The following is a 13637-nucleotide window of genomic DNA, read 5'->3' as shown; positions in this document are numbered from 1 at the left end:
AGGCGGACGACCGATCTGGCCTGCGGAAGGCTTACTTACTTGTCGCCCGGCTAGTTTGTGGACCGTCGGCACGGTAAGTTGTGCACTAGCCGGTCGTCAAGCCAGTTTCCAGGTCGACCACCGGAACGGGGAGAATGAGTTCGGACGGGCAGGCGTCGACCGGCGCCGGCCGAACGCAGCCACAGCAGTCACCGACGCAGTCAACGAGGCAGGCCATGGGTACGACGCACAGCCCCCGCAGCGACACCCGGGCCCGTATCGTCGCGGTCGCACTGGAGCTCTTCTCCGAACAGGGGTACGAGCAGACCTCGCTCCGCGAGATCGCCGACCGCCTGGGCGTCACCAAGGCCGCGCTCTACTACCACTTCAAGACCAAGGACGACATCGTCCACGGCATCGTGCAGAGCATGGCCGCGCCGATCGACGACACCATCGCCTGGGGCCGCGAGCAGGAGTGGACGCCCACGCTGCGCGACGAGCTGATCCGCCGGTTCGCGGCGGGCATGTCGGAGCGGGCCCCGCTGCTGCGCTTCTTCCACGAGAACCAGCCCGCGCTGCGCGACTCGCCCGCCGGGGTGGAGTTCAAGGACCGCATGATCGCGATGGTCCGGCTGGTGCACGGCCCGGAGGCCACCTTCGAGGACCGGCTGCGCGCCGCGATGTCGCTGTTCACCATCAACTCGGCCCTGTTCCTGATCAAGCAGGACGCCGCCGAGTGCCAGGAGCCCGGGCACGTCCCGGAGCACGCGGTACCGGTGGCCACCGTGGAGGAGGCGATGGCGGCCGCGCAGCGGGTCGCGCTGGAGATCGGCGCCCTGATCAGCCCCCCGGTCCGGGTCTGAGCGGCCCGGCGCCCGCCCACGAACGCCCGAGGGGCGGACCGGTCACGTGGACCGGTCCGCCCCTCGTCGTGTGCCGCGGCCTCAGAAGCCGGTGACCCCGTGCCCGGAGAGGTAGGCGATCGGGTTGACCACCGCGCCGTAGTGGTTGCTGGAGCGGATCTCGAAGTGCAGGTGGGGCCCGGTCGAGTTGCCGGTGTTCCCGGAGCGGCCGATCTGCTCGGCGGCCGACACCCGGTCGCCCGCCGACACCGAGATCGACGACATGTGCGCGTACTGCGCGTACCGCCCGTCGGCCAGCCGCAGCACGACCTCCTTGCCGTAGGCGCCGTCCCAGCCGGCCGACACGACGGTGGCGTTGCCGACCGCCAGCAGGGCGGTGCCCGGGGACACCGCGAAGTCCACGCCGGTGTGGTAGCCGGCCGCGTACTCGGGGTTGGCCACGCCGTACGGGTTGCTGGTCGGCGCGCCCGGCACCGGCGCGGACCACTCGGGCGCGGGGGCCGGAGCGGGTGCGGGGGCCGGAGCCGGAGCGGGAGCGGGAGCCGGGGCGGCCTCGGCGGCCAGAGCCTGGTCGGCGGACGGCGCGGGCGGGGCGGGCGGCTCCGGGGGCAGCAGGTTGGCGGCGACCGCCACGTACTCCTGCGCCGAGCCGTGCTCGTGCGGCAGCTTGTAGGCGCTCGGGCCGGCGACCTGCACCGGCGTGGGGGCGGGCACCGCGGCGGGCGAGGAGGTGAAGGCGGAGCTGCCGGGGGTGGTGGGTATGACCGTCTGGGCCGAGGCGCTGCCGGGGGCGGCGACCAGCAGGGCGCCGGACAGTATCACCGCGCTCGCGCCGATCGCGGTGACGGTGCGGTGCCGGTCGGCCCGCAGCGGGCCCCCGGGGAGCACGTGGCGGGGCGCGGTGAGCGTGCGGAGCGGGGCGGCGTGGGTGCGGACGGCCTGGCCGAGCCGGGGCTGCCAGGCGGCCGCCCGGTTCGCCGCGTCGGCGGCGAGGCGGCGCAGGGCCGGCCCCATGGGCGGGACGGAAGACATCGGTAGCTCGACCTCACGGACGTACGGGGGCAGCGCAACGAGCCCGTTCGGGCGTGCTGAGCAGGGACCACTCAGGTGTAACCGTCACCGAGCGGACTCCCAAACGGTGTGACGTACTACGGCGTGTAGTCACCGTCCGGCCGGAGATTCAAGCCGACGGAGTAACGATCATGTGATCCGACAGTAGGGTCACGGCCCGGGTCTCCCGGGGCCCCGCCGCGTCGCGCTACTACCGCCGCTCGTACCACGGGGGGTGCTTGTGACCAGTGCCACCCGGCGCCGGGCTCCGGCCGGGCCCGCGGCGCCCGTGGTGTCCGCACCGCTGACCCCGCGCCGTCCCTGCGGGACCATCGACGCATGTATCCCAACAGGAGCGAAGAGACCGAAGCCGACCGCGGGCCCGGCGTCCAGGAGCGCCGGTACACCGCGCTGCGCGGCTGCGAGCGGCTGCTCTCCGGCACCCGGCCGCGAAGCCTGCGCGAGCGGCTCGCCGCCCTGGCCGAGGAGGGCGAGGGCGCCTACGACCTGGACCGGCGGCCGGACATGTACGGCGACGGCGTGGTGCGGGCCCTGGAGAACCGGGTCGCCGAGCTGCTCGGCACCGAGGACGCCGCGTTCTTCCCCACCGGCACGATGGCCCAGCAGGTCGCGCTGCGGATCCACGCCGAGGCCGCCGCGCTGCCGACCGTGGCCACCCACCCGCTCGGGCACACCGAACTGCACGAGCGGCACGCGCTGGGGCGGCTCAGCGGTCTGCGCAGCGTCTGGCCCACGGTCGCGCCGCGGCTCCCCACCGTGGCCGAGCTGCGGGCCTTCGACGAGCCGTACGCGGCGATGATCCTGGAGCTGCCGCTGCGCGAGGCCGGGTTCGTCCTGCCGTCCTGGGCGGACCTGCTGGCCGTGGCCGCGGTGGTCCGGGAGGAGCACGGCGCCGCGCTGCACCTGGACGGGGCCCGGATCTGGGAGTCGGTGGTGCACTTCGACCGCCCGCTGCCGGAGATCGCCGCCCAGGCCGACTCGGTCTACGTCTCCTTCTACAAGACGCTCGGCGGGATCAGCGGCGCCGCGCTGGCCGGCCGGGCCCGCTTCGTGCGGACCGCCAAGGCCTGGCGGCACCGCTACGGCGGCCAGCTGTTCCAGCAGTGGCCGGCGGCGCTCGCCGCGCTGGCCGGCCTGGACCGCGAACTGCCGCGCCTGGGGCAGTACGTCGCGCACGCCGGGACGGTCGCGGCGGCGCTCGCCGAGGGGTTCGCGGGCGTTCCGGGCGCCCGGGTCCACCCGGCCCCGCCGCACACCCATCAGTTCCAGCTCTGGCTTCCCTACCCCCCGCAGGAGCTGGACCTCGCGGGACTCCGGCTGGCGGAGGAGTCGGGGACGGCCCTGTTCGGCGGCTGGCGCGAGCAGGGCCTGCCGGGGCTGTCGATGACGGAGGTCACGGTGGCCGCGGACGCGCTGGAGTGGACCGGGAAGGACGTCACCGAGGCGGTGGACGCCTTCCTCGCCCTGCTGCCGGACCGGTAGGTCCGACCGGAAGTGCCTCGCGGACCCCGCCGGACGGGCGGACTCCGGAGGCCGCGCGGACCTCTCGCGGACAAGCGTCCGGCCCGCCCCCGCAGCTGCGGGGACGGGCCGGACTGGTGAATCAGTGCCTGGTCAGAGGCTGATCGTCACTGCTCGTTTCGATCAGTTGTCGACCGGGCGGACGCGGATCCAGGTCTCGAGGTAGTTCGAGGACTCGTTCTCGACCTCGATGCTGGTGCCGGTCTTCGGGACGATGACGCTGCTGTACGGGTTGTCCTTCGACCAGTACGACTTGAGGTCGCTGAACTCGTCGACGCCCTTGGCCTTCGGGACGACCGTCTCGACGCCGGCCTTGTGCAGGGTCAGGCTGTCGACCTTGCGCGAGCCGAAGGTCGAGTCGTAGCCCTGGATGCGCGGGCGCATCAGGGTGCCGTCGGCCCACTTGATCGGGGTCGGGTGCGAGTCGACCGGGAGGATCAGGCCGGAACCCGGGTGGTTGGTGACGTTGTTGTCGCTCTGGGAGGTGTCCCACAGCCAGATCAGCAGACCGGCCTGGTAGGGGTAGTGCTCCACCCAGTTCGGCTTGGTGTTGGAGAAGCCGAAGTTGTACGGGCCGGTCTTCAGGGTCCGGTCGTACGAGATGTGCTGGCGGTTCTCGGCGATGTAGTACTGCGCGTAGTCGTTCGAGAACTTGCCGGTGATGCGGGAGAAGCCCTTGGCCGTCCAGCCGTTGTCGCCGTTCTCGGCACCGTCGGTGAAGACGGTGGCGCCGTTGGCGGCGATGGCGATGTCGTCCAGGGCCAGGCCCTTGAGGTGCAGACCGCCGTCGGTGGTGTAGTGGAAGCGGACCTTGACGGCCTTACCCGCGTAGGCGTCGAGCGAGAACGACAGGTCGCCCCACTTGTTGCCCGAGTTGCCGGTCAGGCCGGCCTTGTCGGCGGCGTTCTTCGGGATCGCGACCCCGTTGAAGGTGCCGTTCAGGGCGGTCCAGTTGGCGCCACCGTCGGTGGAGACCTCGGCGTAGCCGTAGTCGAAGTCCTGCTCGATGTCGTACCAGGCCTTGGCCGTCAGCGCGGCGCTGGTCTTGCCGGTCAGGTCGACGTCACGGGCCAGCGACACGTTGAGGTCGTCGGCGCTGCCGCTCCACCACTCGTTGGCACCCGCGAACGGGGTGTTGATCTCGGTGGTGACGGTCTTCTTCGGCAGGTCGACGACCAGGGCCTGCGGCAGGTTCGAGTTGTACTCGACCGGGCCGATGTGGTGGGTCGTCTCGGTGCCGGCCTTGGCCTTGTCGTACTTCAGCCAGCCGAGCTGGAGCTTGCTCCAGGCGTCGAGGTCGTTCGGCATGTCGCCGATCGAGTTCTTGCCCTCGCCGAGCCAGGAGCCGGAGGACATCAGCGACCAGAAGCCGACCGAGTTGTCGATCCCGCTGCCCGAGGTGTCGTACAGGTCCGGCAGGCCGAGGTCGTGGCCGTACTCGTGGGCGAAGACACCGAGGCCGCCGTTCTCCGGCTGCATGGTGTAGTCACCGATCCAGATGCCGGTGGAGCCGACCGGGGTGCCGCCGAGCAGGTTGTTGGCGGGGCCGGTGGAGCCGGCCTGGGTGCCGTAGACGTACGAGCGGTGGGCCCACAGCGCGTTGTCGCCCTGCTTGCCGCCGCCCGCCGACTGGTCCTCACCGGCGTGCACGATCTGGAAGTGGTCGATGTAACCGTCGGGCTCGTTGAAGTTGCCGTCGTGGTCGAAGTCGTACCGGTCCCACTGGTCGTACTGCGCGATGGTGGCCTTGATCTGAGCGTCCGTCTGGCCCTTGGCCTTCTGGTCGGCGACCCAGGCGTTGATGCCGTCGCGGATCAGGTCCTGCGCGTTGTTGCAGACGTGCTGGCCGCAGTAGTCCGAGCCGTAACGGGCCTCGTTCCACGGGACCTTCACCCAGTCGGTGACCTGGCCGTCGACGGAGTAGCGGCCCGAGGACTGCTTCTCGTAGAAGGTCTTCAGCGAGTCCTGGGTCTTGCTGAAGTACATGTCCTGGTAGTGCTGCTGGTTGTAGTCAGCCTGCCAGAGCGTCGAGTTGTTGGTCGCCGCGTCGGGCTTCTCGATCTGGTTGTGCTGCGGACCGGGGTCCCCACCGAACTTGATCTTGCCGTCCGGGGTCTTCGTGGTGTTGTCCACCTGGTCGCTGAAGTCGACCAGGATGGTGAAGATCTTGTCCGTGCGCTCGCGGGCGAGCTCGACGTACTTGTCCTTGCCCAGCTTGATGCTGGAGCTGCCGCCGTGCTCCTCGACCTTCGCGGTGCCGGCGAGCAGCTGCTCGGTGGCGGCCTTCTGCTCGGCCTCGACCTTCTCGGTCAGCGGGCCCGGCAGGTTGTGGTCCGTCTTGACCGACTGAACGGCGTCAGCGGGGTCCTTCGGCGTGGGCGCCGAGCCGGCCGCGAGGGCCGTGCTCGGGAACAGACCCGCGCCCAGAGCGGCTATGACCGCCCCGGCCGTAGCGGCCGCGGCGGCTTTCCTGGTCATCTTCAACGTTGTGACGTCCTCCCCAAACCGGTCCGGCTCTTGGCCTTCCGGTAAACCAATGAAAGACAGGTGGACGACATTTGATCCAAGCGTGGACGGAAAAGATAGACCTTGACCGTTACATGGCCACACCGCTATGCTCCGCGACTCGCTATCAACTGACGATCCGTCAACAACATTGGCATTAAAGATGCCTGCTTACTGGGTCGCACTCGCACCGCCGCCCGACCAGGCCTCCCACCTGCGAGCCCGTGGGGTGGATCACAGTTTTCGTAACGGCACGTAAACGGACTGAGCCCCCGGCGCGAACGCCGGGGGCTCAGACGGTGTGCTGTTATCTGTTAACTGTTACTACTTCGTCAGGTCCGGACCGGACGAGGCAACGGCCGCCGGAGTGTCCGCGACCGCGGACTTCTCCTCGCCGCGGAAGGTGAACTTCGCTTCCTTGCCCTCGCCCTCGACACCGACGACCACGATGTGACCGGCTCGCAGCTCGCCGAAGAGGATCTTCTCGGAGAGGTGGTCCTCGATCTCGCGCTGGATGGTGCGGCGCAGCGGACGGGCACCGAGCAGCGGGTCGTAGCCGCGCTTGGCGAGCAGCTTCTTGGCCTCGATGCTGAGCTCCAGGCCCATGTCGCGGTCCCGCAGCCGGCCGTCCACCTTGTCGATCATCAGGTCGACGATCTGGATGATGTCTTCCTCGGACAGCTGGTGGAAGACCACGATGTCGTCGACGCGGTTCAGGAACTCGGGGCGGAAGTGCTGCTTGAGCTCCTCCCCGACCTTCGCCTTCATCCGCTCGTACCCGGTGGTGGAGTCGCCCGTGGCCGCGAAGCCCAGGTTGAACCCCTTGGAGATGTCCCGGGTGCCGAGGTTGGTCGTCATGATGATGACGGTGTTCTTGAAGTCGACCACGCGGCCCTGGGAGTCGGTCAGGCGACCGTCCTCCAGGATCTGCAGCAGCGAGTTGAAGATGTCCGGGTGGGCCTTCTCGACCTCGTCGAAGAGGACGACGGAGAACGGCTTGCGGCGGACCTTCTCGGTCAGCTGGCCGCCCTCCTCGTAGCCCACGTAGCCGGGGGGCGAACCGAAGAGCCGGGAGACGGTGTGCTTCTCCGAGAACTCGGACATGTCGAGCGAGATCAGCGCGTCCTCGTCGCCGAAGAGGAACTCGGCGAGCGTCTTGGACAGCTCGGTCTTACCGACACCGGACGGGCCGGCGAAGATGAACGAGCCGCCGGGGCGCTTCGGGTCCTTGAGGCCCGCACGGGTGCGCCGGATGGCCTGGGAGAGCGCCTTGATGGCGTCCTTCTGGCCGATGACGCGCTTGTGCAGCTCGTCCTCCATGCGCAGCAGCCGGGAGGACTCCTCCTCGGTCAGCTTGAAGACCGGGATGCCGGTGGCGGTGGCCAGGACCTCGGCGATGAGCTCCTCGTCCACCTCGGCGACGACGTCCATGTCGCCGGCCTTCCACTCCTTCTCGCGCTTGGCCTTGGCCTGCAGGAGCTGCTTCTCGTCGTCGCGCAGGGACGCGGCCTTCTCGAAGTCCTGCGCGTCGATCGCGCTCTCCTTCTCGCGGCGCACGTCGGCGATCTTCTCGTCGAACTCGCGCAGGTCCGGCGGCGCGGTCATCCGGCGGATGCGCATCCGGGAGCCGGCCTCGTCGATCAGGTCGATCGCCTTGTCCGGCAGGAAGCGGTCCGAGATGTAGCGGTCGGCCAGGGTGGCGGCGGCGACCAAGGCGGCGTCCGTGATGGAGACCCGGTGGTGGGCCTCGTAGCGGTCGCGCAGGCCCTTGAGGATCTCGATGGTGTGCGGCAGCGACGGCTCGGCGACCTGGATCGGCTGGAAGCGGCGCTCCAGCGCGGCGTCCTTCTCCAGGTGCTTGCGGTACTCGTCGAGCGTGGTGGCACCGATGGTCTGCAGCTCGCCACGGGCCAGCATCGGCTTGAGGATGCTGGCGGCGTCGATGGCGCCCTCGGCGGCGCCCGCGCCGACCAGGGTGTGCAGCTCGTCGATGAACAGGATGATGTCGCCGCGGGTGCGGATCTCCTTGAGGACCTTCTTCAGGCGCTCCTCGAAGTCACCGCGGTAGCGCGAGCCGGCCACCAGGGCGCCCAGGTCCAGCGTGTAGAGCTGCTTGTCCTTGAGCGTCTCCGGGACCTCGCCCTTGACGATCGCCTGGGCCAGGCCCTCGACCACGGCCGTCTTGCCGACGCCGGGCTCACCGATCAGCACGGGGTTGTTCTTGGTGCGGCGGGACAGCACCTGCATGACCCGCTCGATCTCCTTCTCGCGCCCGATCACCGGGTCGAGCTTGGCCTCGCGGGCGGCCTGGGTCAGGTTGCGGCCGAACTGGTCGAGGACCAGCGAGGTCGACGGGGTGCCCTCGGCGGGCCCGCCGGCCGTGGCCGACTCCTTGCCGCCGCCGGTCTGGTACCCGGAGAGCAGCTGGATGACCTGCTGGCGCACCCGGTTGAGGTCGGCGCCGAGCTTCACCAGGACCTGGGCGGCGACGCCCTCGCCCTCGCGGATCAGGCCGAGCAGGATGTGCTCGGTGCCGATGTAGTTGTGGCCGAGCTGCAGGGCCTCCCGGAGCGACAGCTCCAGGACCTTCTTCGCCCGGGGGGTGAAGGGAATGTGACCGGACGGGGCCTGCTGGCCCTGGCCGATGATCTCCTCGACCTGCTGGCGAACGGCCTCAAGAGAAATCCCGAGGCTCTCCAGGGCCTTAGCGGCGACACCCTCACCCTCGTGGATCAGACCCAGGAGGATGTGCTCGGTGCCGATGTAGTTGTGGTTGAGCATCCGGGCTTCTTCCTGAGCCAGGACGACAACCCGCCGCGCGCGGTCGGTGAACCTCTCGAACATCGTTTATCGCTCCTCAGAGCGGTCGGGCAGTTCGGGGTCGGTCCCCGCCCTGTCCTTCCGCATGCTAGTCCCGCTCAGCGGCGCGGCCCACGGATTCACTCCCCGGTACGGGAGCGAGATGCTGCGCGACCAGCCGACACCAATCCCAACCTGATGCTGGGAGACGGTGTTCCCACAGGTGGGCCGGATGCACCAGATACCGCTACGCCATCGGCGAACAACACCGGCCCCGGCGGATCCGGAGGGTCTCCGGCGGGTCGCACGTACTGCCCCGGACGGTGCGCGGGGCGCCGTCCACCTGCATTCATACCCGGTATCGGGATGGTTCTCGCGCAGTTTCCGCGGTGGCGGTGTTCGCCTGGCGAGAAGTCGACCGGCGGTGACGGTGGGTCAGCTCCGGCCCTCGGGGTCGGTAGGCCATCCCGGTGGTGTCGGCGTTACCGCTTCGCCCCTACAGCGTTGCACAGCTCGTGATTGTTCCGCCGCCCGATCCGGTGCTGCCCGGGCGGGTGCCCGAAGGGGCGCCCGTGCCCCGGTCCGCCGGCGTGCCCGCGGAGCCGGGCGGACGGCCCGCAGCGGCCGGGCGGGCCGGGCGGGCACGCGCCGCAGGGCGCGGAGAAGGTTCCTCCGCGCCCCGCGCATGTGCCAGGTGCGCCTCCGGCGACCACCGGGGCCCCGCATCCGCTCCGGCGGTCCGGCGCTGCCGGGATCAGGCCGCGTTGGCCTTGTCGTAGGCCTCGCGGACGGTGCTCGGCACCCGGCCGCGGTCGTTGACCTCCAGGCCCTGCTCCTTGGCCCACGCGCGGACCTTCGCGGTGTCCGGCGCGCTGCCGGACGGGCGCGGAGCCGCGCCGCGGCCCGGGCGCCGGGCGCCGGCGAGCCGGCCGCTCTGCTTGCGGCCCTTCTCCACGTACGGCGCCAGCAGACCGCGCAGCTTGTCCGCGTTGGCGCTCTTCAGATCGATCTCGTAGGCAACGCCGTCGAGCGCGAACGTCACCGTCTCGTCCGCCGAACCGCCGTCGAGATCGTCTTCAAGAATGACCTGCACCCTCTGTGCCACGGGCTTCCCTTTCCGCTAAACGACCCATTGCCTAAGGAAAGGAAAGCGCCTTTCTCCGGAAAACACAAACCCCTGCCCGGGTCGGGAGCCGCTCACAGGTGCAGCAGCATGCGCGAGTTGCCCAGTGTGTTGGGCTTCACCCGCTCTAGGTCGAGGAACTCGGCGACACCTTCATCGTACGAGCGGAGAAGTTCTTCATAGACATCCGTAGCGATCGCCGCCGGGTCTGTCGTACCATCATCGGTTTCCTGGACCTCGCCGATCTCGACGAAACCGTGTTTCGCGAAGAAGGGCACCTCGAACGTCAAGCAGAAAATCCGACGGACGCCGAGCCACCGCGCGGTCTGCAGCAGCTTCTCCAGCAGCAGGTGGCCGACCCCGTGGCCGCGGCAGGACGGATCGACCGCGAGGGTGCGCACCTCGGCGAGGTCCTCCCACATGACGTGCAGCGCGCCGCAGGCCACGACCGCCCCGGTGTCGTCGCGTTCGGCGACCCAGAACTCCTGCACGGATTCGAACAGGGTGACGGTGGGCTTGTCGAGCAGAATGCCGTCACGGGAGTAGGCGTCGATGAGCCCGCGCACTGCCCGCACGTCCGTGGTCCGCGCCCGGCGGATGGTGACCTCCATGGCGGGACGTTATCGTGCCGGCGCCGGTCCGGTCCCCCCGGTATCCGCCCCGGACTCCGCGGAATCCGGCCCGGCCGGATCGGTCGGGAACAGAGCGGCCACCCGCAACGCGTCGCGCAGCGCCTCCCGTTGCTCGGGCGACATGAGGCCGAAGAAGTGCACCAGGGCGGCCGCGGGATTGTCGCTGGTGGCCCAGGCGTCGTTCATCAGAGCCGCCGTGTACGCCTCGCGGGACGAGACCGGTTCATATCGATAGGCCCGCCCGGCGCGGTCCCGGCGCAGCCAGCCCTTTCTGTGGAGCTTGTCCAGGACGGTCATCACGGTGGTGTACGCGATTTCCCGTTCCGACCGCAGATCCAGCAGAACCTCGCGAACCGTGACCGGTCGGTTCCACCGCCACACCCGGGTCATGATGGCGTTCTCAAGTTCGCCGAGTTGCCGGACCATAGTGCGGCCAGGATAGGGAGTGAATGGGGCAAATCTTGTGAAGTGCGGCAAACCGGCGCGCCGCCACCCCGGAATCGGGAATGGCGGCGCTCCGGTGCTCGCGGGCGGGGACGGGGTCAGTCGACCGCGTCCTCCTTGGCCTTCTGGGTCCCGCCCTGGCTGCGGATGATGGCCCGCACCAGGAAGCCGAAGCCGATCGCCATGACCAGCGGCGGGACGATCGCGCTGACGTAGTCCATCAGGTCACTCCTCCTCGGTCCTGTCCGCCGCCGCGGTGGCGGCGGACGCCTTGGGCTCCGGCTTCACGAGCGGGAAGAGCACGGTCTCCCGGATGTTCTTGCCGGTGAGCAGCATGATCAGGCGGTCCACCCCGAGGCCGAGGCCGCCGGTGGGCGGCATCGCGTACTCCAGGGCCCGCAGGAAGTCCTCGTCGACCTGCATCGCCTCGACGTCGCCGCCGGCGGCCAGCAGGGACTGCGCGGTCAGCCGGGCGCGCTGCTCGACCGGGTCGACCAGCTCGGAGTAGGCGGTGCCGATCTCGGTGCCGAAGATCACCAGGTCCCACTTCTCGGCCACGCCCGCGACCGAGCGGTGCTGGCGGGTCAGCGGCGAGACCTCGGTCGGGTAGTCCTTGATGAAGGTCGGCGCGACGGCGTTCTCCTCCAGCAGGCGCTCGACCATCTCCAGCACGATCTGGCCGTGGCCCCAGTCCTTCTCGAACGGGATGCCGTGCGCGGCCGCCAGCTCGCGCAGCTCCTCGACGCCGGTCTCCGGGGTCACCTCGGTGCCCAGGTGCGCCGAGATGCCGGGGTACACGCTGACCTCCGCCCACGGCTCGGCCAGGTCGATCTCGTGCTCCACGCCGTGCGGGTCGAGGCCGCGGATCACCGTGGTGCCCAGCGCGTCCCGGGCGGCGTTGATGATCGTCGCCCGGATCAGCTCGGCCTGGGTGTCGTAGTCGCCGTAGGCCTCGTAGGACTCCAGCGAGGTGAACTCCGGGTTGTGGGTGGAGTCCGCGCCCTCGTTGCGGAAGTTGCGGTTGATCTCGAAGACCTTCTCCGCGCCGCCGACCACCAGCCGCTTGAGGTACAGCTCGGGGGCGATGCGCATGAACAGGTCGATGTCGTACGCGTTGATGTGGGTCTTGAACGGACGCGCGTTGGCGCCGCCGTGCACCGGCTGCAGCATCGGGGTCTCGACCTCGATGTAGCCGCGCTCCTCGTAGGTGCGGCGGATCGAGCGGACCACCTTGCTGCGCAGGTGCAGGATCTCGCGGGCCTCGGGGTTGACGATCAGGTCGACGTACCGCTGGCGGACCCGGGCCTCCGGGTCGGTCAGGCCCTTGTGCTTGTCCGGCAGCGGGCGCAGGCACTTGGCGGTGAGCGCCCAGGCGTCCACCATGACCGACAGCTCGCCGCGGCGGGAGGTGATCACCTCGCCCTCGACGCCGACCTGGTCGCCGAGGTCGATGTCGGACTTCCAGGCCGCCAGCCGCTCCTCGCCCAGCTTGTCCAGGGAGAACATCACCTGGAGGTCGCCGCTGCCGTCGCGCAGGGTGGCGAAGCAGAGCTTGCCGCCGGTGCGGGAGAGGATCACCCGGCCGGTGATGCCGACCCGCTCGCCGGTCGCCGTGTCCGGCGCCAGGTCCGGGTGCTTGGCCCGGAGGTCGGCGATGGTGCTGGTCCGGGGGAAGCCGACCGGGTACGGGTCGACGCCGGCCGCCCGGAGCCGGTCCAGCTTCTCGCGCCGGACGCGCATCTGCTCGGGGAGGTCGTCGGTCGCGGGGATGGGGCTCTGATCGCTCACCCCCCCAGGGTAGCCAGCCCCGGACCGCCGCTCCGCCACGGGTTGGCCGTGCCGCTCGCGGCGTCGGCCGCACGCCGGAGGGGGAGACCGCCGGTGCGGTCTCCCCCTCCAGGGGCGGGGCGGTCAGCCGGTGCCGGTGGCCAGCTCCAGCTCCTCGTCGGGAGTGGCGGGCGGGGCGGGCCGGGCCGGCGGCCGGGGGCGACGGCCGAAGAGCTCGGCGGGGGTCGGCATCCGGTGCGGACGGGGCTGGGGGGCGTCGGGCTGCTCTGCGCCGGGCTCGGTGCTGCTCATCGGGATCCGTCCTCCAACAGGGGTGGGGAGACTGCTCGGGGGTGCGGCGGGGCTCGGTACGGCGACGAGGTGGCGCTGGCCGGTGGTGAGGGCGAGCCGCTCGCGGACGGCCGCCTCGGCCAGTGCGTGGCAGCGCCCGGCCAGCCGCGAGCGGCGGGTCCGCTCGGTCTGGCCGCACGGCTGACGGGTCAGCCCGCGCAGCGCCGTGAGGTCCTCGGGCGCGGGGAGGTAGCCGTCGGCCACCGCCTCCTCCAGGCGTTCCAGGTAGCCGGCGGCGCTGCCGGGCAGCGCCGCCCGGTAGCGGGCGAGGTCGGCGAGCAGGAAGGCGCGCAGCCGGCCGCCCTCCTGGACGGCTTCGTCGATCGCCTCGGTCAGGCGCAGGGCGTCCTGGACGTCCTCCGCCCACAGCTCGGCGCCCGCGCCGGCGAACGGCAGCCGGTCGGAGACCTGGAAGTGGACGGGGACGGCGGGGTGCAGGGCTTGGGCGAGGGCGCGGCGCAGCACGCGGACTTCGTCGGCGCTGAAGGCCATGCCGCCGCGCGATCCGTGTGGCGTAGGCATGGGCTGACCCTACGTGAGGAATATCCGATTTGTCGGTAACGTCGCGCCGATCCCCCACGT

At 70.4% G+C, this 13637-nt stretch carries 11 protein-coding genes; 2 read left to right on the top strand and 9 right to left on the bottom strand.

Annotated elements, in window-relative coordinates:
- Positions 1-215: 215 nt before the first annotated feature.
- On the top strand, positions 216-842 hold the full coding sequence (locus ACFWA9_RS05185; protein ID WP_380383251.1) for a TetR/AcrR family transcriptional regulator: 627 nt from the start codon (positions 216-218) through the stop codon (positions 840-842).
- An 81-nt stretch (positions 843-923) separates the two neighbouring features.
- Here the strand turns inward: ACFWA9_RS05185 and ACFWA9_RS05180 are convergent, their stop codons facing one another.
- Complete coding sequence (locus ACFWA9_RS05180) at positions 924-1874, bottom strand: M23 family metallopeptidase (protein WP_380383249.1); 951 nt, start codon at positions 1872-1874, stop codon at positions 924-926.
- Between the two features lie 357 nt (positions 1875-2231).
- Between ACFWA9_RS05180 and ACFWA9_RS05175 the strand changes: the two genes are divergently transcribed.
- On the top strand, positions 2232-3395 hold the full coding sequence (locus tag ACFWA9_RS05175) for a beta-eliminating lyase-related protein (RefSeq protein ID WP_359805170.1): 1164 nt from the start codon (positions 2232-2234) through the stop codon (positions 3393-3395).
- Between the two features lie 162 nt (positions 3396-3557).
- On the opposite strand, the gene ACFWA9_RS05170 is transcribed toward ACFWA9_RS05175, so the two are convergent.
- The 8 genes from ACFWA9_RS05170 to ACFWA9_RS05135 form a co-directional block, all read right to left on the bottom strand.
- Positions 3558-5912: an immune inhibitor A domain-containing protein gene (locus ACFWA9_RS05170; RefSeq protein ID WP_380383247.1), complete on the bottom strand. Its 2355-nt coding sequence runs from the start codon at positions 5910-5912 to the stop codon at positions 3558-3560.
- A gap of 351 nt (positions 5913-6263) precedes the next feature.
- A complete protein-coding gene (locus tag ACFWA9_RS05165; RefSeq protein ID WP_329488353.1) occupies positions 6264-8783 on the bottom strand; it encodes an ATP-dependent Clp protease ATP-binding subunit in 2520 nt (839 codons plus the stop codon).
- Between the two features lie 709 nt (positions 8784-9492).
- Positions 9493-9843, bottom strand: a complete 351-nt coding sequence (locus tag ACFWA9_RS05160; protein WP_329488352.1) for an Lsr2 family protein — start codon at positions 9841-9843, stop codon at positions 9493-9495.
- Between the two features lie 92 nt (positions 9844-9935).
- Complete coding sequence (locus tag ACFWA9_RS05155; protein ID WP_329488351.1) at positions 9936-10472, bottom strand: amino-acid N-acetyltransferase; 537 nt, start codon at positions 10470-10472, stop codon at positions 9936-9938.
- A gap of 9 nt (positions 10473-10481) precedes the next feature.
- A complete protein-coding gene (locus ACFWA9_RS05150) occupies positions 10482-10919 on the bottom strand; it encodes a BlaI/MecI/CopY family transcriptional regulator (RefSeq protein WP_352286136.1) in 438 nt (145 codons plus the stop codon).
- A gap of 116 nt (positions 10920-11035) precedes the next feature.
- The gene (locus tag ACFWA9_RS05145; protein WP_380383245.1) at positions 11036-11158 is read right to left on the bottom strand and encodes a hypothetical protein; all 123 of its coding nucleotides are present in this window, start codon (positions 11156-11158) and stop codon (positions 11036-11038) included.
- Between the two features lie 4 nt (positions 11159-11162).
- Entirely contained in the window at positions 11163-12725 is a 1563-nt protein-coding gene (lysX, locus tag ACFWA9_RS05140) for a bifunctional lysylphosphatidylglycerol synthetase/lysine--tRNA ligase LysX (protein WP_329488347.1), read from the bottom strand.
- Positions 12726-12848: 123 nt separating this feature from the next.
- A complete protein-coding gene (locus tag ACFWA9_RS05135; RefSeq protein WP_352286138.1) occupies positions 12849-13577 on the bottom strand; it encodes a hypothetical protein in 729 nt (242 codons plus the stop codon).
- Positions 13578-13637 lie beyond the last annotated feature (60 nt).

The organism is Kitasatospora sp. NPDC059973 (assembly GCF_042737525.1).
Lineage (GTDB): Bacteria > Actinomycetota > Actinomycetes > Streptomycetales > Streptomycetaceae > Kitasatospora.
This window is presented reverse-complemented; position numbering and strand designations above follow the sequence as displayed.